The organism is Exiguobacterium qingdaonense (assembly GCF_018617855.1).
In the GTDB taxonomy this organism is placed as follows: Bacteria; Bacillota; Bacilli; order Exiguobacteriales; family Exiguobacteriaceae; genus Exiguobacterium; species Exiguobacterium qingdaonense.
Genome location: NZ_JACSKY010000017.1, coordinates 1 through 20,289, shown reverse-complemented (window position 1 = coordinate 20,289; position 20,289 = coordinate 1). Strand labels below are relative to the sequence as shown.

At 48.0% G+C, this 20,289-nt stretch carries 22 protein-coding genes; 9 read left to right on the top strand and 13 right to left on the bottom strand.

The window, feature by feature from the left end:
* The first annotated feature begins 59 nt into the window (after positions 1-59).
* The gene (locus tag KNP00_RS13275; protein WP_215146061.1) at positions 60-533 is read left to right on the top strand and encodes a YwpF-like family protein; all 474 of its coding nucleotides are present in this window, start codon (positions 60-62) and stop codon (positions 531-533) included.
* Positions 534-606: 73 nt separating this feature from the next.
* On the opposite strand, the gene KNP00_RS13270 is transcribed toward KNP00_RS13275, so the two are convergent.
* The 3 genes from KNP00_RS13270 to KNP00_RS13260 form a co-directional block, all read right to left on the bottom strand.
* Positions 607-1,083, bottom strand: coding sequence for a DUF456 domain-containing protein (locus tag KNP00_RS13270; protein WP_215146059.1), 477 nt, complete (start codon positions 1,081-1,083; stop codon positions 607-609).
* A 10-nt stretch (positions 1,084-1,093) separates the two neighbouring features.
* Positions 1,094-1,693: a histidine phosphatase family protein gene (locus tag KNP00_RS13265; RefSeq protein ID WP_215146057.1), complete on the bottom strand. Its 600-nt coding sequence runs from the start codon at positions 1,691-1,693 to the stop codon at positions 1,094-1,096.
* A 63-nt stretch (positions 1,694-1,756) separates the two neighbouring features.
* Positions 1,757-2,692, bottom strand: a complete 936-nt coding sequence (locus KNP00_RS13260; protein WP_215146055.1) for an alpha/beta hydrolase — start codon at positions 2,690-2,692, stop codon at positions 1,757-1,759.
* A 172-nt stretch (positions 2,693-2,864) separates the two neighbouring features.
* On the opposite strand from KNP00_RS13260, the gene KNP00_RS13255 reads away from it, so the two are divergent.
* Entirely contained in the window at positions 2,865-4,007 is a 1,143-nt protein-coding gene (locus KNP00_RS13255) for a metal ABC transporter solute-binding protein, Zn/Mn family (protein WP_215146053.1), read from the top strand.
* Between the two features lie 176 nt (positions 4,008-4,183).
* Here KNP00_RS13255 and KNP00_RS13250 read toward each other — a convergent pair whose 3' ends face one another.
* The 4 genes from KNP00_RS13250 to KNP00_RS13235 form a co-directional block, all read right to left on the bottom strand.
* Positions 4,184-4,639, bottom strand: a complete 456-nt coding sequence (locus KNP00_RS13250; RefSeq protein ID WP_215146051.1) for a DUF1877 family protein — start codon at positions 4,637-4,639, stop codon at positions 4,184-4,186.
* Between the two features lie 82 nt (positions 4,640-4,721).
* On the bottom strand, positions 4,722-6,167 hold the full coding sequence (locus KNP00_RS13245) for an alanine/glycine:cation symporter family protein (protein ID WP_215146049.1): 1,446 nt from the start codon (positions 6,165-6,167) through the stop codon (positions 4,722-4,724).
* A 193-nt stretch (positions 6,168-6,360) separates the two neighbouring features.
* Entirely contained in the window at positions 6,361-8,826 is a 2,466-nt protein-coding gene (locus KNP00_RS13240) for a CoA-disulfide reductase (RefSeq protein WP_215146047.1), read from the bottom strand.
* Entirely contained in the window at positions 8,823-9,128 is a 306-nt protein-coding gene (locus KNP00_RS13235; RefSeq protein ID WP_215146045.1) for a rhodanese-like domain-containing protein, read from the bottom strand. The genes KNP00_RS13240 and KNP00_RS13235 overlap by 4 nt, the downstream gene beginning before the upstream one ends.
* Before the next feature lie 276 nt (positions 9,129-9,404).
* Here KNP00_RS13235 and KNP00_RS13230 point away from each other — a divergent pair, with 276 nt between their 5' ends.
* The 3 genes from KNP00_RS13230 (at position 9,405) to KNP00_RS13220 (ending at position 11,208) form a co-directional block, all read left to right on the top strand.
* Entirely contained in the window at positions 9,405-9,671 is a 267-nt protein-coding gene (locus KNP00_RS13230) for a metal-sensitive transcriptional regulator (RefSeq protein ID WP_215146043.1), read from the top strand.
* Positions 9,672-9,738: 67 nt separating this feature from the next.
* Complete coding sequence (locus KNP00_RS13225; RefSeq protein ID WP_215146041.1) at positions 9,739-10,170, top strand: type III secretion system chaperone family protein; 432 nt, start codon at positions 9,739-9,741, stop codon at positions 10,168-10,170.
* Between the two features lie 90 nt (positions 10,171-10,260).
* Positions 10,261-11,208 (top strand): DUF4003 family protein, encoded by a 948-nt coding sequence (locus KNP00_RS13220; protein WP_215146039.1) that lies wholly within the window; start codon positions 10,261-10,263, stop codon positions 11,206-11,208.
* On the opposite strand, the gene KNP00_RS13215 is transcribed toward KNP00_RS13220, so the two are convergent.
* Together KNP00_RS13215 and KNP00_RS13210 are read right to left on the bottom strand one after the other, a co-directional pair.
* The gene (locus KNP00_RS13215) at positions 11,205-11,927 is read right to left on the bottom strand and encodes a YwiC-like family protein (protein WP_215146037.1); all 723 of its coding nucleotides are present in this window, start codon (positions 11,925-11,927) and stop codon (positions 11,205-11,207) included. The two genes, KNP00_RS13220 and KNP00_RS13215, sit on opposite strands and share 4 nt — an antisense overlap.
* Before the next feature lie 109 nt (positions 11,928-12,036).
* Positions 12,037-12,222 carry a hypothetical protein gene (locus KNP00_RS13210; RefSeq protein WP_215146035.1) on the bottom strand — a complete coding sequence of 62 codons (186 nt, stop codon included), beginning with the start codon at positions 12,220-12,222 and terminating at the stop codon, positions 12,037-12,039.
* Between the two features lie 131 nt (positions 12,223-12,353).
* Between KNP00_RS13210 and KNP00_RS13205 the strand changes: the two genes are divergently transcribed.
* Entirely contained in the window at positions 12,354-12,818 is a 465-nt protein-coding gene (locus tag KNP00_RS13205; RefSeq protein WP_215146034.1) for a hypothetical protein, read from the top strand.
* Between the two features lie 10 nt (positions 12,819-12,828).
* On the opposite strand, the gene KNP00_RS13200 is transcribed toward KNP00_RS13205, so the two are convergent.
* The 3 genes from KNP00_RS13200 to KNP00_RS13190 form a co-directional block, all read right to left on the bottom strand.
* Positions 12,829-13,461: a YitT family protein gene (locus KNP00_RS13200; protein WP_215146032.1), complete on the bottom strand. Its 633-nt coding sequence runs from the start codon at positions 13,459-13,461 to the stop codon at positions 12,829-12,831.
* A 248-nt stretch (positions 13,462-13,709) separates the two neighbouring features.
* Positions 13,710-15,833, bottom strand: a complete 2,124-nt coding sequence (locus tag KNP00_RS13195) for an MMPL family transporter (protein ID WP_215146030.1) — start codon at positions 15,831-15,833, stop codon at positions 13,710-13,712.
* A 90-nt stretch (positions 15,834-15,923) separates the two neighbouring features.
* Entirely contained in the window at positions 15,924-16,724 is an 801-nt protein-coding gene (locus KNP00_RS13190) for a hypothetical protein (RefSeq protein ID WP_215146029.1), read from the bottom strand.
* Positions 16,725-16,854: 130 nt separating this feature from the next.
* On the opposite strand from KNP00_RS13190, the gene KNP00_RS13185 reads away from it, so the two are divergent.
* Positions 16,855-17,019 carry a YycC family protein gene (locus KNP00_RS13185; RefSeq protein ID WP_015880521.1) on the top strand — a complete coding sequence of 55 codons (165 nt, stop codon included), beginning with the start codon at positions 16,855-16,857 and terminating at the stop codon, positions 17,017-17,019.
* A 14-nt stretch (positions 17,020-17,033) separates the two neighbouring features.
* Here KNP00_RS13185 and pulA read toward each other — a convergent pair whose 3' ends face one another.
* A complete protein-coding gene (gene pulA / locus KNP00_RS13180; protein ID WP_215146027.1) occupies positions 17,034-19,031 on the bottom strand; it encodes a type I pullulanase in 1,998 nt (665 codons plus the stop codon).
* A 68-nt stretch (positions 19,032-19,099) separates the two neighbouring features.
* Between pulA and KNP00_RS13175 the strand changes: the two genes are divergently transcribed.
* Both KNP00_RS13175 and KNP00_RS13170 read left to right on the top strand, forming a co-directional pair.
* A complete protein-coding gene (locus KNP00_RS13175; protein WP_214742658.1) occupies positions 19,100-19,591 on the top strand; it encodes a YajQ family cyclic di-GMP-binding protein in 492 nt (163 codons plus the stop codon).
* Positions 19,588-20,166, top strand: coding sequence for a metallophosphoesterase family protein (locus tag KNP00_RS13170; RefSeq protein WP_215146025.1), 579 nt, complete (start codon positions 19,588-19,590; stop codon positions 20,164-20,166). The genes KNP00_RS13175 and KNP00_RS13170 overlap by 4 nt, the downstream gene beginning before the upstream one ends.
* The last annotated feature ends 123 nt before the right edge of the window (positions 20,167-20,289 follow it).

The following is a 20,289-nucleotide window of genomic DNA, read 5'->3' as shown; positions in this document are numbered from 1 at the left end:
ATTCTATTCATCAGACTGTGTTAAGATGGTCTAAAGAAAACGCGGAAAGGAACGATTCTATGAAAACATTTCGTCTCGTTCAAGTCCGTCTCGTCCAAGACGAGTACGGCAACGAACTAAATCTGCCGATCGACCTACTCGACGGGTTGATCATCTCGAAAGAGCACGATTCAGAGTGGCTTCTTGAAATGCTCGTTCCGACCGAATCTGCCGTCACGCTCCACCATTACTTAAATAAACGAATTCTCATCCTTGCTGAAGCGGTTATCACATCTCCGACAAACGCACCGGCAGCACTTGCCTTGACGTTCACAAGCGAGCGAGCTTTGAGCGACCATCACACATTTGTCGCCGAAGGGCTCATGTTGATGCCTAAACAGGATGCGACAAAACAAGTGCTCGACTCGTTGATTCAAGACGGGGTCGCCACCTCGAATTTAAAGCCGGCTTTCTTTGAGAAAAAAGTTGAAATCCAACAAACGTTCAGCCGCTCCGCCTTCAATCAACTGGTCAAGACCGGGTCATTCGAGTAATCGAATGACTCTATTTTTCTTTCCCCAAAACCGTTCACCTTTCAAACAAAAAGACGGAGAAGACACCCCCGTCTCAAATATAGATAAAGAACAGGATTACCATCATCGTCATCCCGATCACTTTTAAGAGCGTGCTGCCGAGAAAGGCGAGAACTGTACCAACACCGATACTCCATGCCTCACGTGTCGTTTTTCCGAGTGTCAATTCCGCTAGAAACGCGAAAATGAACGGGAAAATCAAAACCCCAACGAGCGGAAAGATAAACGGTCCCGCAATCAAACCGATTGTCGCTCCCCATTTCGCCCGCTCTGAACCGCCCCTCTTATCAACTGTGGCCCTGGTGACAACATAGTCGACACCGAACAAGAAGACGAGGAAGACCGACTGCCATACCCAAAATGTCCAGGTCAATGGTTCAAACGAGAAACCGAATCCGTAAATCATGTACCCGATGAATAAAAATAGGACACTCGGGATGATCGGATAAATGAGTCCGGCAAAAGCGACCACGAATGATGCGATAATGAATACCCATAATAATGTCGTCATGACATGCTCCTCATTTCATGATGGTCGGGTCGGTGATATGGTCAGCCACGTTGACCGCCCTTATCTCAAACTGACCGTGTTGATGGATAATATAATTCGAACAGGCGTTTCGCATCGCGTGACGGAACGTGTACGTATCATCGATTGCGGAGAGCGCTGCTTTGATTGCATGAGAATGACACACTACGATGATGCGTTTCCCTGGATGCGAGTCAACCAAATGTTGCATCCCTTCCAATACACGGGCACGCATCTCATCCTCCGTCTCAAGTCCGGGGATTCGAGTTTGGTCATCTGCTTGGACCGCCTCATAGATGCCTTTTACGGGCTCACCCGATGCTGCTCCAAATTCACGTTCAATAAACCTTTCATCTAACCGAATCGCTTCATGCTCAATACCACAGGCTGTTGCGATTGCTTCCGCAGTGTGGACCGCACGCGACAATGGACTCGATACGACGATGTCCCATTCTTCTTGACTCAAAAAAACTGCACTTTCTTCTGCCTGTTGACGTCCGAGTTCATTCAACGGATTGTCTTCACGCCCTTGAATAATTTCTAAACGATTCCAATCGGTTTGACCATGCCTAACTAAACATAACTCTGTCACTACTTCCACTCCTTACTCTTTCAATCATCCCCCATCGTACCATCTTCCCTAAAAATCGCAATGTCATCCGAGACATTCTTCAATAAAGCGATTGATTCGTGTCATCAATTGCTCTTCTTTGATTGGATTATCAGACTGAAGAAAGCTTGCAAGCGAATGGGTCCCATTTGGAAATGAGATGAGTTGAACGTTCGCCCCGACATCACTTGCATGTTCGACGAAATGAAGCGCTTGACCGAACGGGACGATCGGATCTTTCTTCCCATGTAACAGTAGAATCGGGGGCGCGTCAGCATATAGATGAGATACCGGTGAGCATTTCACCATCAGTTCCCGCCACTCTTCACGGCTGCCTTCGTAAAATTTCAGATGAGCTAGCCATGTTTGAATAAATTTGAACAACAAAAAGTTCGTCGGTGGATACAATGCGATAACGCCTTTGATTGTCGGAAGGTCGTCCCCGAGTTCACCTACAAACTGTTTATGACGGTCGAGCGCGGTCGTGAGCATTAAAGCCGCTCCAGCAGAATCGCCCCATACGAGCAACTGACTCGTATCGAGCGTCAGGATTGATTCATGTTGTTTTAAATAGCTAAGCGCATCCGAGACATCGATGATATTGTCAGGGAAATATACTCCATCCTCAAACAATCGGTAGTCAATACTGACAACAGCAATTCCTTTCCCCAAAAAGTGGTCAAGTAACGGATGAAACAACGTCACCATACTGCGACTCCCTCTTACATACGCCCCCCCGTGTGCATAGACTGCGACTGGAAATGGTCCGTCTCCGGGAGGAAGATACAAGTCAAACTGGAGCGGATGATCGTTGACAATCTTATACGTGTACGTGTGACGCCGGCGTGTCGTCGGTCGAACGGGCATTTCAGGTTCTTGCCACCTGACAAGTGATCCGTATTGGCTCCACACGCTAGCCCCGGCTGCCGTTGCCGCGGCCAATGCCGCACCACCGACGAACCAGGCAGTCTCCTTTCTCATACAATCCACTCCTCGTCCTTTTTTTAATCATATTCCCGTTTTTTTCAAAAATCCATCCATCAGAAGTCGGACTTGACTTGCTCCAAAGGTCACACTATAATATTAGTCGCATCAATAGAACGTAACAGTTACGGTTTAATATTCAGATAATTTGAAAGGTGGACGATGAAAGATGAAAAAGACATGGCTAGGTGCTGTCGCAGCAGGTACACTCTTGCTCGGCGCATGTGGGAATACAGAAACGGACAGTTCCTCGGAGTCATCAGATGACAAAATGACTGTCTATGCTTCAACCTTCGCATTAAAATCGATGGCTGAAGAAATTGGCGGCGACCGAGTCAACGTGGAGATGGTCATCCCACCTGGAGCAGACCCGCATACGTACGAACCTACTTCTAAGCAGATGACTCAAATCGCAGAAGCGGATCTCTTTTTAACAATCGGGCATGACTTTGAGCCTTATGTCGAATCGATGGAAGAGAGCTTGAGTGGCGAAAATGTAGCTTTCATCAAAACAGCGGAAGATGTCACATTGTTGAACGCTTCAGAAACGGTGCATGTCCATGAAGAAGAAGGACACTCGGAAGACGAGCACGCTCATGAAGAAGAAGGACACTCAGAAGACGAGCACGCCCATGAAGAAGAAGGACACTCAGAAGACGAGCACGCCCATGAAGAAGAAGGACACTCGGAAGACGAGCACGCTCATGAAGAAGAAGGGCACTCAGAAGACGAGCACGCCCATGAAGAAGAAGGACACTCGGAAGACGAGCACGCTCATCATGATCATGACCACGGTCAGTACGACCCGCACGTTTGGCTCGACCCAATGAATGCCATCACGATGGCGGAAGCCGTTGAAGCAGCTTTCAGTGAAGAAGCACCTGATTATAAAGATGAGTTCGCTGATCGCTTGAGTACATTTAAAGAAGAAGCTGAGTCGCTCGATAGCGAGTTCAAAGCAGCGGTCGAAAACGGGACGAAATCAGAACTTCTCGTAACACACGCCGCTTATGGGTATTTGGCTGAACGATACGGTTTCGAGCAGTTGCCAATCGCTGGTCTCACACCATCTGAAGAACCGTCACAACAAGCCCTTAAACGAATTATCGAAGAGGCACGCCTCCACGACTTGAACTACATCGCCTTCGAAGACACGGTCACACCGAAAGTGGCTGAAGTCGTGAAAGAAGAGATCGGTGCGGAGAGCGTGACGATTCATAATTTAGAATCGGTCACGAAAGAACAAATGGAAATGAGCTACTTCGACTTGATGCGTGAAAACGTCAAGGCACTCGAAACAGCTTTGAAATAATCAAAATCCCGAAACGAGTCAACTCGTCTCGGGATTTTTTATGCTTCTATTCGACGGTCTAGCCTCTTCAATGTGACGAAAAGCAAGATTAGGAGCGATGCCATGATGCTCATCAGCCAGAAGTTCACGTCCCTAGTGAGTTCCTTTTTTCACAGCTTACTAAATCGGATCCACCCTTATTCATAATAAATGAGGACGAGTTCTTCTTGAGACGCGGCCGTCTCACAGAACTGTTGCAACCTTGTCCAGTCTTCCCAGATTGTCTCAAACTCATCTTTCGCCACGAACGCCATGTCCTTCACGTCATCTCGACCGAACGCATGCAACGTATCTTTGACGATGTGAAGCAGCTGCGGGGTCAAGATACCGACAACGACCGCCTGCGCTTCGTTCACAATCAACTCTTCACCAACGAGCGCCATTTCCATATTGTATGTGTCGGCCCCATCGATATACACTTCAATTTGACTGAGCACACGCTGGAACGACTCGATATTCGGGAGCGTCAGTGTGTCGTCCCGATTACGATACTGCTCATGCATATGCAATAACCAGTCTAAAATCATCTCCGGATCTTGATTGAACGATACCCATACTTCTGGGGAAACACGTACATAATGCGTTGTCTCCATACATGAACGCCCCCTTTTTATGACATTACCCGTCTTTTACGTGTTAAAAAACCGCCTACGCAAATTCGTAGACGGTTCCATATCAAGAACGACTCGTTCCAGTTTTTTGTTCTTCTGTTTCGCTTTCCCAAGCCTCAACGTGTTCACGGCCTGGAAGGTTTTCAATCGAATCGACAAAGAAGACAGGGTCCTGTCCCGCTCGACGCTGTGACAAGTAGTCATCGAGAACGGCTCGAGCCACTTTCGCCAAGCGGAAGATGGCATATAAGTTCACGAGTGCCATGAGACCCATGAATACATCGGCGATCGACCAAACGAGACCGGCGGAACGGACGGCTCCGAACAAGACCATTCCGACGACACCGATCCGATAGAGCGTGACGTAGATTTTTTTATCTGAGATGAACTGGATGTTCGTCTCACCGTAATAATAGTTACCAAGAATCGAACTGAAGGCGAATAAGAAAATCGCAATCGTCAAGAACGATGTCGCAACCGATCCGACTTCTGCCGTCAACGCAGCTTGCGTCAATTCGACGCCAGCGAACGAATCTGAACCGGCCACGCCTGAAATCAAGATGATCATCGCCGTCGATGTACACACGAGTAACGTATCCACAAAAACGCTGAATGATTGAATCAACCCTTGTTTAACAGGGTGTGATACTTCTGCTGTCGCAGCAGCGTTTGGTGCCGAACCCATACCCGCTTCGTTCGAGAAGAGGCCACGACGAATTCCTTGAAGCACCATCGCACCAATCGCACCACCGAAGAGTTGCTCGATTCCGAGGACCCCTTCTGAGAAGATAAGGCTAAAGACGTCCGGTAAGAGGGACACATTTGTCACCATGATCCATAAGGCGAGTAAAATGTAACCACCCGCCATGACCGGAACGATAATACTCGACAAGAGCGCAATCGACTGGATGCCACCGAAGACGACAACGGCCGTCACGATCGCAAGGACAACCCCGACGACTGTTGTGCTAATACCGAACTGGTTACTGACAGAAAGTGAGATTGTATTTGACTGTACCGAGTTGAATGCGAATCCGAATGCGAACGTGATTAAAATTGCGAACAATACACCGAGCCAACGTTGACCGAGCGCACGCTCCATGTAGTAGGCCGGTCCCCCGCGCCATGTGCGTCCGTCACGAATTTTATACACTTGTGCCAATGTACTCTCGACGAATGCAGATGCCGCCCCAATCAGAGCGATCAACCACATCCAAAAGACTGCCCCTGGGCCACCCAGCGCAATCGCTGTCGCCACGCCGGCAATATTCCCTGTTCCGACACGGGCCGCCGTCCCAATCGCGAACGCTTGGAACGAAGACACTTGTCCTTTTTCACGCGCCGTCCCTTCCTTGAACAAAAGGCGGAACATTTCAGGAATCATACGGAACTGAACGAAGCCCATACGAATCGTGAAATAAAGACCTAATGCGACAAGTACGACGATAAGCACTTTCGACCATAACAAATCGTTCGCCTGCGAAACGAGATTCTCAATAAATTTCTCCATACTAATCCTCCATCATTCTAATAAGTCCTAACCGAAAAAGTCATGTCAACTTTTTTAACATGACTTGAATTATAGGTAAATTATATGAAAATTGCAATATCAATTCTATTTTTGACAACCCGAGTTAGGAATGTGATTCTATCAGGCAAACAAAAAACGAGTCGGATTGCTATCCGACTCGTTCTCACGTCATTTAAATAAAGAGGTTCAAGTTGCCGCCCTCTGCTGCACCGAGATACGCCGCCACACCACCGAGGTCGACCCCTTCAATCAACTCTTCTTCCTTAATGCCCATGACGTCCATAGACATCGTGCAAGCTACCATTTTCACGCCTGCTTCTTGCGCTGACTTGATCATCTCTTCAACAGAAGGGACGTTCTTATCACTCATGACTTTTTTCATCATTTTTTGACCGACACCACCGAAGTTCATGTTCGAGAGCGGAAGTTCGCCGGCATGCCCTGGCATCATCATGCCGAACATTTTTTCAAGACCTTGCTTCTTCACTTCCGGTGCGTCCGGTTTACGGATGACGTTGAGTCCCCAGAACGTGAAGAACATCGTCACTTTTTTCCCCATCGCTGCAGCCCCTTGCGCAATGATGAGGGATGCGAGCGCACGGTCGAGGTCCCCACTAAAGACGACCATCGATGCACCGTCTCCCGTCGGAGTGCCCGCCTGCGGTGTAGCCGGTCCCTCTCCTTTTTGGAGAATCGCTTCAACTCGACCGTTGACGAACTGTTTCGAGACGAGCTTATTCCCCGTCTTCTTCGCCCACGCTTCGATATCAGCAAAGAATCCCGGATCACTTGCGAGCACACGGAGTGTTTCACCTTCTCCGAGCTCCGCGACTTTTTTATTCACTTCTAGGATAGGTCCCGGGCATTGTAGACCACACGTGTCTAACATGACCGCTTCACCGATTGGTGCCTTCGTCATCTGTGTTGACTCCTCCTCTGCAACGGTTACCGCTGTCTCATTTGATGTGTTCGTCTCTTCGAGCGCCTCGAAATCACGATTGATCTGTGACCATGTCTTGTAGCCACCGCTCAAGTTTTTCACTTTAAAGCCGTTTTGACGTAAGATGCGTGATGCGAGATATCCACGAAGACCGACTTGGCACGTCACATAAATCGTTTCATTCCGATCATAATCATCCAAGTTTTCACGTAATGAATTGAGTGGCACGTTGATCGATCCCGGAATTTTACCAAGCTCATGCTCGGATTCGTCACGAACGTCAAGTAACGTCGCCCCATTCTCCACGAGCTCATCGATCGCATCCCAATGCACGACTTCATTATCACCGAGTACGACGTTTGAAGCGACATAGCCAATCATGTTGACCGGGTCTTTCGCCGAACTGAATGGTGGTGCGTAACTGAGCTCAAGATCTGGTAAATCGAGAACGGTCAAACCGCCCTTCATCGCTGTCGCAATGACATCGATTCGCTTATCGACTCCATTGATACCGACACCTTGTGCACCGTAAATCTCACCCGTTGTCGGGTGGAATAAGAGTTTGAGTGACACTGGTGTCGATCCTGGATAATATCCGGCATGTGAACCCGGGTGTACGTGAACGGCTTCATACGTTTTGCCAGCCGCTTTTAAACGTTTTTCGTTCCAACCGGTAGATGCGACCGTCATATCGAACACTTTGGCGATTCCTGTTCCCATCGTTCCGTTATATTTCACGTCACGACCATTGATGATATCCGCGACAAGACGTCCTTGACGGTTCGCCGGCCATGCGAGCGGCACAACGGTCGGTTCTTGGAAGACATAGTCGAGTACTTCGACGGCATCCCCAATCGCATAAATCGACGGGTCAGATGTCATCATTTTTTCGTTTACACGAATCGCTCCGCGCGTACCTGTTTCAAGTCCCGCCTCACGTGCAATCGCTGATTCCGGTGTGACACCGATCGACATGATGACCATGTCCGTATCGATGACGCGACCGCTCGTCAAATGAACTTTCTTCCCGTTTTCAGAGAAGGAAGAAACGCCATCTGACAATTGAAGTTCGACACCATGAAGACGTAAATGTTCATGAATCGGTGCGACCATCTCACGGTCGAGCGGTGTCATGACTTGGTCGGCCATCTCGACGAGCGTGACGTCGACACCACGCTCACGTAAGTTTTCCGCCATTTCAATTCCGATGAAGCCTCCACCGATTACCGTCGCATGCTTCGGTGCTTTGTCATCAACGTAGCCACGGATTTTATCCGTATCCGGGATGTTACGAAGTGTGAAGATATCTTCTGCCTCATCAATCCCAGGGATATTCGGACGAATCGGCTTCGCTCCAGGTGAGAGGATGAGGACATCATATGATTCATCGTACGTCTCGCCTGTTTGAACGTGTTTCACTGACACCGTCTTTTCTTCGCGGTTGATTTTTGTCACTTCCGTCAAGTTACGGATATCGAGTTGAAAACGCTTGTTCATTCCTTCGACTGTTTGAACGAGCAATTTTTGACGATCCTGAATGACGTCCCCGATGTAATACGGAAGGCCACAGTTCGCAAATGAAATATACTCTCCACGGTCAAACATGACGATTTGATTTTCTTCATTCAAACGACGAAGACGTGCAGCTGCAGACGCGCCACCTGCTACCCCGCCGACGATTACGATTTTTTTACTCATTGTCCATTTCCTCCTCTGACGACTTCTCCTGGCCAACTCATCAAGCCATCTTCTATATTGACCACTTTATAGCCTTTTGCCTCCATCTGCCAAGTTGCTTGCGTGCTACGCGCACCAGAGCGGCAAAGAACGACATATTCTTCAGCTGGGTCGAGTGTGTCGATCCATGTTGTGATTTCTGATAACGGATAGTTTACGGCACTTTCGATATGTGCTTCCTCAAACTCGTCACGCTCACGAACGTCGACGATGTTTACAGGCACTTCAAAGTCCATTTGACGTTTTAAAGCGGATGCTTTCATCGCTAATCTACCTTTCTTTTTCGATTCAATCTATGCCATTTGGTTTGGAAACTGGCGCCCAATAAGATTGTGATAAATTGAACATTACGCTTCCACGTCATTAATATACCCCCTTAGGTATCTGAATGCAAGAAATAAGTTTGTCAGAATGTAGAATTTTTCATCATTGCTCATTCGGATAGTTGTTGCTCGACACATACTCCCCCATGTATTAAGATGAGCCTACACAATAAATAGTTGGGTAACTGAACAATTTTCATTATAGAGGTGAATGATATGAAACAATATGAGTATGATCCGAAAGTATTGAATCGAATGAAACGGGTGGAAGGGCAAATTCGCGCCATCATTCGCATGATGGAAGAAGGACAAGAGTGTCGCGATGTCGTAACACAACTCAGTGCCGCACGCTCGGCGCTTGACCGTGCCTCGACCATCATCGTGGCCAAGAACTTAGAGCAATGCATCATCACCGCACAAGCAGATGGCGAAGATACGTCAGAAACGGTAGAAGAGGCCATCAAAATGTTGATGAAACGCTAGTTCCCCTTGCTTTCCCCGTCCAAATGGGGGAAAGTTAGAGTAACGACTTACTAAGGGGGATTTCCTAGTGAACTTCGAAGAAAAAGTAGAATCATTCAGAACGCTCGCCGCCGAACGCAACATGACGTTCAAAGAGAGCGACACGGAAACGCACGTTACGTTTTTAACGCGCGAAACAACAAAATCCGGGGCTCAACCCGTTATGATTATCGCTTTTAACAAAAAGACGACAGACGCCGAGCTATACGCGGCGACTGTGACACATGTCCCTGAATATGTAGAAGACTTGACGGTTCTCAATGCTTTAAACGAGTTCAACCAAGAGTTCAAATACTTCCGTTGTGTACTCGATAGTGACCGTGATGTCACACTCGCTTCTACGCTCGACCTCGACCTCGGCTTCTCACCAGAAATCATCTTGCAGCATTCATTTATGATGTTCCAAGCGGCCGATGAAGTGAACGAGTACATGCAAAAACTTTACACACAAGTACAATAATCAAAAGCCGCCCGGAAACGTTTTTCGAGGCGGCTTTTTTGAAACATCTTCTTATTTTGGATCGTATGGCTAGTAAGGAGGCGATTTAATATGACACGTTATGACCAGTATGTGGAAGCACTAGATGCCATTAAAGAGGCGACGAAGTGGGAACTGACAGACGATTACAGACGGCTGATGGCAATTCATTACGCCATTCATGATACTCCGTTCGAAGCAACACGGTTTTCAGACGCACGCGATACATTGAAGCAAAAAACAAAAATATTCTCAAAGTTCAGAGGCAGCCAAAACCTTGTCTGGCTCTCGTTTCTCGATGCTAAATATGAAGATATCGGAACCGCGATCGATGAGGCGCTCCGACTTGACACATTACTCGATCGGAAACACTTCCGCTTCAGTTCACTGCGCCCTTTTTTAGCGAATCAACTGATCAATGTAGATGAACCTGAACGACGACTCGATGAGGCAACCGAGCTGTACCAAACGTTTAAACAGCATCACCCTTGGTTGACGAGCGAAGAAGACTTATTATCGGCACTCGTTCTCGTTCAAGCGTTTGACGATGTCATCGATTTGAATGAACGCATTGAGCAGCATTATGCATTGTTGAAAGACCGACTCTCAAAATCAAACGAACTGCAACTCGTCTCGCATCTTTTGACGTTCAGCGAGTCCTCTCCCGAAGAGGCGGTCTCCCGACTCCTCACATGGAAGTCGCACTTAGAGGAAGTACAAGTATCCATCAATCGTGAGCAATTGCCCGCGCTCGCCTTGCTGAGCATTGTCACGGAACCGACTATAGATGCCATACACGCCATAAAAGAAATTGTGGACGCTGAAAAAGAGAAGCAGCGCTGGTTCAACACACATAGCGTGCTCGTCGCCCTGCAACTCGTCGCAGCGGACCACATCACAGGAGAAGCAAATGATTTATTGCTACACGGGACGTTCGCTCACTTACTCGCGATGCAACAAGCGATGACCGCTGCCACGACTGCCGCCATCATCGCCAGTACTTCGTCGTCTACGAACTAAATCAGGAGATATGTCGTGAGACACGTCAGCACAAATATAGAATTCGCAATTTCGACGATTCCAATCTTCATGATTGGGATCGTTTTTCCGTAGAACCAAACGGCACGAATCAGGCTCGGTGCATAGGCCAATGCGAGAAGAGGATATCCTAATACAATGAATACGATGAACAGTAGTATATGATATCCCCATGAAAGGTTTCGATACACGATGCTCTTCTTTTCTCGAATCATCGTCTTGACAAAAAAGATACTTCCCATGAAATAGAGGAATGGCAACGCGAATATCCATACAATCGTGGCATCTAAAAGGCGTGCCCCAAGATAGTAACTCGCCATTCCTCCGATACAGAACGAAGTGACGGCACTGACATCGTTCCATACGTTTCGCTCATCTTTGACTTTGGCAAAATAGGCGTTCACGAGACCGAACGGAATCATCGCAGCGGCGAACCAGATGAGACGCCACTCCACGAGAAATACTGGCACGATAGCTACGATAGCAATGATGAGATATATCATTACCGTGCGTAAAAGGTCACGCGACTTCTTACGCTGTTTGATGTATTGGAATAAGAAAAATGTACCCATGTAAACAAATAGCCATGCGATCGCAAAAGGCACATGCGTCCACGTCCATCCTCCGACCATTCCTCCGAGAACGAACGGTAAAATGAGCATCGACCATGCCCCATGTTGAGTTGGAATCATCCATTTCATCATCTATCACTCCTTCATCCTTCAGTGTATTAGACGGTGAAGGCATAAGCTATGAGATTTGACACAAATAGCGAAAAAGAAAAATAGGTAGACTCAGCCACCTATTTCATCACATTACCTGTTTCTTACGTTTTACATAGTTTGTCGCGTATATAATTCCAATGACAGTTAACGTCAAGATTGCAAGGCTGTTCACGATTGTCTTGAACATGTGTATTCCTTCGAGATTATTGATCACCATCACTGCCATAAGCAAAACGAGGATACTAAAGTTTACGAGATTTCGATTTTTCATAAGATGCACCTCTCATTTCTAGTCATCCTTCATGATATCATCCCCAGTGAACAAAAAGTTACTTTTTGTATATTTTAACCAAATACCTCATTTATACTAAATGAAAAAGTATACATTGTTCAGTGAGGTGAATGTTAATCGTCTCTTTACTACCACAAGATCGAAAGAATCGGTTTATCTTCAAATGTGTCATCGGGATGATTTTAATTCTGCTCTTCATCGGTCGAAACGAAGTCCCTCTACCGATTCACGCAACAACTTCTTTTGTCCCATTCGAGATTCACACTCCTACACACCTCCCTTTCGTTGCTGAGACCGAATACGCACATCTCGTCAACCTTGGGCGGGTCGAACTCATTTATGAAAATGCTGAACAGTCTATTACCGTATGGGCGACTACGGAGCTCGGATGGCACCATGTGGAAGAGTGGGAACCATATTCTCAAACCATTCAAGGCTCTCCTGTATACTTCAATGAATCCGATGAAATTACCATTATCAGCTGGCAACGAGATAACGTCGAATATGCAATCGACTACAGCGGAAATCAACTCTCGAAGCAGGATTTATTTGACATCGCGGATTCGATGAACTAAAAAAACGATCTCACGCGAGATCGTTTTTCGGTGTCCAATTTGGTGCGACAGGTGTCGCTTTCGGCTCGTCGATGACGAGCATCTTGGTGACGACCCGCCCGGCAATCGATACCGCGACGAGCGTATACAATGCGTTCGATAATGGTAAATAGATGAGTGAAATCCCAAGGACAATCACATCTAAAATAATCAGAATCGTGCCGACCGAGACGCCCGTCCATTTTGATAAGCCAAGAGCGAATAAATCATCGCCTCCGGTCGCCCCGCCTGACTTCAAGACGAGACCGAGACCATACCCGGTCACAATCCCACTTGCGATGGCAGCGAACAATGTCGCCGGCCACACTTGAATATCAAACGTGAGCAAATCGAGGCGGTCCCACATCGCATAACTAAGCGACAAAGACGAAGCGGCTAGTACCGCCTGCCCGACAAAACGCCATCCTTTCCACCACAACGCGACGATAAAAAATGGAATGTCGAGCATGATCATCGAAATCGCTGGGTCGATATCAAATAAATATCGACCGAGTAGCGATAATCCGACGAACCCGCCTTCCGCCAAACCAAACTGTTCATTCAAATAATAATAACCGAACGCCATGATTAGCGTTCCGAGCACTATGGTAGCAACTCGTTTCATTCCGATTGTCCTCCCCGTTCTTGACGGAGAGGAGGATCCTCAGTCGTAGCCGCGGTTCCATCTGTTCCATCTCCGATCTTCCGTTTGTTGATTGACACACGTGTAAGTGATCAGTCAACGCTAGAAGTCCGGAAGTTGGAACAGAGGCCATGTCCTCTCGGTATCCATAAAGACCTTCCTTTCTCAAATTGCGCGTAATCTTGTACGTAGTTTACCACACATTTTGATTCAGTTCTTGAATCTTATCTTTAGTGTACGTTGCGTTTCGGTAAATCTTTCTTCCCGAACCACCACCAGTTCCAATCCCCGAACAGTTTCATGAGGGAAGGGACGAGCAAAATACGGATGATGGTCGCATCGATGAAGATGGCGAGCGCAATTCCGACACCGAGTTGCTTGATTGGGCTGACACCCGTAAAGGCGAACGCACCGGTGACGACAATCATGATGATGGCGGCCGAGGTGATAATTTTACTTGTTTTTGCGAGTCCCATCTCGGTCGCATAATCGTTGTCCCCCGTCTCTCGGTAATATTCCTCGATCCGCGAAACGAGGAACACCTCATAGTCCATCGACAATCCGAAGACGAGCGAGAAGATGAACACCGGTGTCAAAATACTGATGGTCTCGGCGTCATACACATAGCCCGATTCAAAGATGATGACGAGTAAACCGAACGTCGCCCCAAGTCCGAGCACGTTCATGATGATTGCCTTGACCGGAATCAAGACAGAACGGAACGCCCACATGAGGATAAAGAAAGTCGCCAAAATAACGGTAATCACCGCATATGGAATGCTGTCGTAAATCTCCTCATAAATTTCTTCATTGAAGGCCGCCGGTCCACCGACCTCGAAGCCTTGATCCCGCCAATCACGAACGAACGCCTGCGCTTCTTTGTCGCTCGGGGGAACATCAAAACTTACATTGACGAGTGCCAAATCGGTATTCCCATCAAGCGTCACGAGGCGTTCAAGTGGGGCGAGTTGTTCGGGTGCCGCCTCAACAATCTGTGTGAACGTCTCGGGTGTCAAACTTGACGTCGTTAAAAAAGTTGTGACTTGATTGACGATGTCGACGTCATTCAACTCATCCGTAAGACTCGTTAATTCCTCTAATATCATCGGGTCGGTCAAATCGTTCGCTTCAAACAAAATGACCGCATCGGTTGAACTATCCCCAAACACATCGTCCCATCGTTCAAGCGCCGCTCGTGATTCATACGAGGTCGGGAGCGCATCGGCGTCCGGGATGTTCAGCTCTAAGTCTCGAACGAACCAAAGACTCGGCAACAAGAACAACAAGGCGATGAGCGTCATCGTCACGGGGCGCTTCATTACAAAACGGGCAAGCTTTTGCCAGCGTTTTTCAGATCGTGCCTCATTGGATTTGATGATTTGACCTTTGTTCAACGCATCTCCAACTAAGTAAAGTGATGACGGCAATAGTGTCAATGCCGATAAGACGGCTCCTGCAACCGCAATGAGCGCACCGAGAGCAATCGCCTGAAACACATCGACTTGGATGAACAAGAGACCGGCCAATCCGACAAATACGCATAGCCCGGAAAAGAGGATGGATCGTCCCGCCGTCGCCACGGTCCGCACGATTGCAGTCTCTCTTGATCGCCCTCGTGCCAATTCTTCTCGATAGCGATTGACGAGCAGCAAAGAAAAATCGATCCCAAGCGCAATGGCGATCATCGCCACGGCGTTTAAAACGAATATGGATAATTCCATACTTTGGGCAAAAAAGAACAATGCCCCAGCCGCCACGATAAATGTGATAAGCCCCACGAGTAAAGGCATGAGTGCTGCCAGTGGCGTTCCAAAAACGAGCAACAATACGACGAGTGCGACCGGTATCCCAATCAACTCCGCACGAATCAAGTCATTTTTAGAAGCCTCGTTCAAATCGTCCGCAAAGACAGGCTCTCCCGTCAATCGAACTTCCGTATCGGAGTTTACAATTAGCGCATCACGGACCGCGTCAATTGAAGATTCGGCCGCCTCATAATCCTCGAATTCCAACAAGAAATAAGAAACGTCTTCTGAACGAGCATCCGGGTTCTCAGCCGGTGTGATTACCCCGTCAATCGCCGAAACCGTCTCTAACCGTTCCTTTTGTTGTTCCATGACGGCATCGAGGTCCCCTCCTTCGAACAAGATAATCATGGAGGCCTCTGCCCGGTCAAACCGTTCATTTAATGTCTCTTCTACTTGTTGGAAACGGCCGTCTTCTATCGCAAACCCGTTTCCTCTCAACTCACCCGGGAGCTGTAACCCAAAATAGACTGAACCGGCGAGTAAAATTGCCCAAAAGAATAATACACCGTATCGCCAACGAATCAACTGCCTACCTAACCATTCCATCCTCGTCACTCCTCCCTGTCTAACCCTTTACTTCCCTATTCTTTCTCCATTCATCATCCCATCACGAAAAAAACCTGAACCTGGTCTGGTTCAGGAGTCATGTCGTTCAAAAACTTGGAGCCAGCTATGACAAAATTGCGGTGGTGCGGATAAGACGACAAACCGGTCGCCTCGGTCATCCAACAGCATGACCTTCAGTAATTGATGATCCGCACATACGCTTGAACAAAACAGTTCCTCGTCCCGATGAAACAGTTGGAACGAATCCGTCGATGTGATGGCCGTCGTTTCTCCGATTTGATCAAGAATGACCGTTTCTCGGACTCCTTCGTATGGAATACGCCAGTTCTCATTCGTCCTGACATTCTCTATAAGAAATTGTTGGACGCCTTCATCGAACAGTGTCACACACGTCTCCGGTGTGAATCGTTCAAAGTCATACGTCTTTTGATAGGCCAGCTCGATAATTTCCCCAAAGATCGGGACTTCTTCATAACGACTATATCGAAACGTATGATCACGAAGACTCAAAGCCACGACGTCCGATTCAGCTGAATATAAAAAGAGGTCATCCCCTTGCCAATGATGCAGATTGCTAAACCAATCATCGCTGAATCGTTGGGGGATCGCGTGCGTCTCCATCTGTCCTCGTTGTAAATCAATGACTCCGTAAAGTCCTTTTTCTCGGAACCACGCAACGGCACGCATCGCGTTCGGCTCCACATATAGGGCGCACGGTGTCCAAACCCAGTCAATCTCCCATTGAATTTGAGATGACTCGTCAAAGAATGAAAATCCGGTTTGCGCCAAGTACAACATCCAACCCTCACCGACACGTTCTAACCATTCGATCGTTTGATGAAATTGAAAGTCTGCTGTTTGTTTGTACATTTGATCACTTCCTATTTTCAGCTTATCAACGACCGAAACGAATTTCGATTTTGAATGTGTTCGTTCAACACATTTTCGATTTTCCTGTATACTGACGGTATAGACATTCGGTTTAGAAAGGAGAACGCAGATGCGCCCATTACAACTTTCACCAGAGACGGCTGTTGAGCTTGCAAAAAAGTTAAACGTCCCGCTCGAGGAACTGATGCATATGCCAAAACACATCCTCGTTCAAAAAATGATGCAACTCGAGGCATCTCAATCAGAGGAAGACACACCAAAGGAGACGGATTAACGTCTCCTTTTTGGTTACTGTTCTTTACGTTTTCGTTTCTTCGACACGTACCAGAGACCACCGATTACGGCGAGTGCGGCACCACCAGCAACAGCGTACTTGCTGTAATCTGGGCGACGCTCGGTCACGACAAGTGTCGAGAGTGGCGCAACCGTCATATGACGCTCTTCGACTTGACGCGGTGCCACCAGATTGACGGTATGGTCCTCTACATTCACCTCGAATTTGCCAGATGGAAGTTTGACCTCGACCGTTTCTTCGAGTGCGTTATGGTACACGATATGCCGCTCCACATACCCTTCGATGTGACGACTCAATTCAAACGCAATCACTCCTTCTACCTCATCGAAGAAGCGTAGATGTTTACGAATCTGTTCCGTGTTCTCGAGTCGGAAGAGCGGGTATTGCTTGCGCAGACGGAGGAGCCCTTTTACGAACTCCACGCTCGGTGATTCCTGTTCTGCCCGTGTCCAGTCCACACGGTTGACCACTTCGCCTGAGTTGAAGCTGTTCTCATTTCCGTCTTTCGTCCGGAAAAACTCTTGTCCACTGTGTAGGAACGGAATCCCTTGACTTAAAAGCACAATCGATGTCGCCAAGCGATGGCGACGACGACGCGTCGTCTCATCATCTTCAGGGTTTGTCACAGACAGTTTATCCCAAAGCGTCAAGTTATCATGACATTCGACATAGTTGACGACCTGATTCGGCTCATCGGCGAAACTTTGGCTCGTGATCCCACCGGCAATCCCTCGTTTCACATCCGCGGTCAAATCGGCATTCCCACTTATCCACCCCGGCAACTCTTCAATGAACACATCTCCTCGTACACCGTCCCGAATCCCGTCATTGAATTGCGCGATTCGTGGCATCTTGTGCGCATTGTGTTGATTTGCTTTCTTCCGGACAGGCAGCGGCGTGTCCAAGTCCCAACCTTCTCCAATGACGAGAATCGATGGGTCGATGCGGTCAAGCGCCTTCCGAATCTGATTCATCGTCTTGACGTCATGTAGCCCCATCAAATCGAAACGGAATCCGTCAATCATGAACTCCTTCGCCCAATACGTGACACATTCGACCATGAGCTTACGCATCATCGCGCGCTCGGATGCCGTATCGTTCCCGCATGCCGACCCATCCGCGAGTGACCCGTCTTCGTTAAGTCGATAATAGTAATCCGGGACGAACTGACCGAGCGGTGTTGTCAAGGCGTCGTACGTATGGTTGAATACGACGTCCATCACGACACGGATCCCCCGGTCATGCAGTGCCTGAATCATCGCTTTCAGTTCGATGATTCGCGTCGCCGGGTCATCTGCTGACGATGCGTATGAACCTTCGACCGCAAAGTAATGAACCGGGTCGTACCCCCAGTTGTAGTTGTCTTCCCCTTCACGTGATTCATTGACCGATCCATAATCAAAGAACGGCATCAATTGCAGATGCGTGATCCCAAGCGACGTGATGTAATCGAGTCCGGTCGGATAACCGCTCGTTGTCGTCGTGCCTGTCTCGGTCATGCCCAAGAATTTTCCGCGGTGCATCACTCCGCTCTCTGGGTGACTCGTCAAATCACGGACGTGTGCTTCGTAAATGACCGCTTCTTGTGAAGAATTGAATAGTGGGCGTTCTTTGACCCAATGGTCTGGGTTCAAAGAGGTCGGGTCGAGAAGACATCCTCGTTTCCCATTCACTCCGACAACTTTCGCATACGGGTCGAGTGATTCTACTTTCTTCCCATCTATCATGGCTTCAAAGATATAAAACTGACCTTCGAACAAGGCCCGCTCGAGTTCAATGACCCATGTCCCCTTCTCAGCCGGTTCGAGCTCGATTCGTTCAAACTTACGGGCACGGGCTGTTCGATATAGTTTAACCGAAACCTTTTCCGCCACCGGAGACCAGATGCGCAGTCGAATCTGTTCTCCTTTGAAGGTCACCCCTAAGTCTTTCCCGTGATAAGCGACGTGATCTAAGTCTGCATGTGTCTGTTGATCCATTGTACGTTCCATCTCTTCACTCCTTCACAGCTTGAAATCTGCTATCATTATAACAAAACCAAACAAAGGATGGATGAAACATGGCAAAAGACAATTCTTTCGATATCGTGTCAGAAATGAATCTCGAAGAAGTAAAGAATGCGATTCAAATCGCAGAAAAGGAAATTTTGAACCGTTATGACTTTAAGGGATCAAAAAGTGAGATGTCGCTCGACAACGGCGACCTCGTCCTCATCTCGGATGACGACTATAAGCTCGAGCAATTGAAAGACGTCCTAATCACGAAATTGATCAAACGCGGCGTCCCGACAAAAAACCTCGACTATCAAAAAGTAGAGGGTGCACTCGGGGGCACGGTCCGCCAACGTGTGAAATTAAAAAGCGGGATCGACAAAGATGACGCAAAAAAAATCAACAACGCCATCAAAGAATCAAAACTAAAAGTAAAATCACAAATCCAGGACGATCAAATCCGAGTGACAGGTAAGTCACGCGATGACCTCCAAGCCGTCATGCAACTCGTACGTGAGCTCGAGTTGTCCGTTGATGCCCAGTTTACGAACTTCCGATGAAACTCGCCATCATCAGTGACCCGCACGGTTCGTTTGATGATTTAAAGGCCGTTCTCGATGACGTTCGTCAAGAAACCGAGCACATTCTCTGTCTCGGGGACCTATACGAGTGTCATATCGGAAAAAAACGACGCCACGAACGCTTTCATCATGTGGAAGACGTCGTGACGTACGACCCAAACTATGAAGCGTTACTGACATTCCCGAGTCTAGGGGGTAACCAGGAAGAGCGAATTGACGAGGTCCTCGCCATCGATCACCCGATTAAAACGCGCATCTCATCGTTACCGGAACAGATGACGCTTGGGGAGGCATGCTTTTTACACGGACATCAAATAAAGTGGCGTGAGAACTGGGAACCGCTCGTCGAAAAAGGGGAATACCCGCTCGTCTTTATTGGGCACAGTCACATTTCGGGAATCTATCGAAAAGGGAAATCCCTTCCTTGGGACATCGAAACACCCTTCTCTTTGAAGAAAAAACGATATGTCATTAACGTCGGTGCCGTCATCTTCGACCGAGAATGGTGTCTCTATGACACGGAAGCCCGGTCGGTCACGCGGATGAGAGCATGAGTATACAAAAAGGACCTCAATTTTTGAGGTCCTTTCCAGGCTGTTGACTAACATGAATCATATCGCTCGCCTTTCCGGCGCCCACGCTTTCCGCAGGCAATCCCGGAGCCGCATCGCGACCTA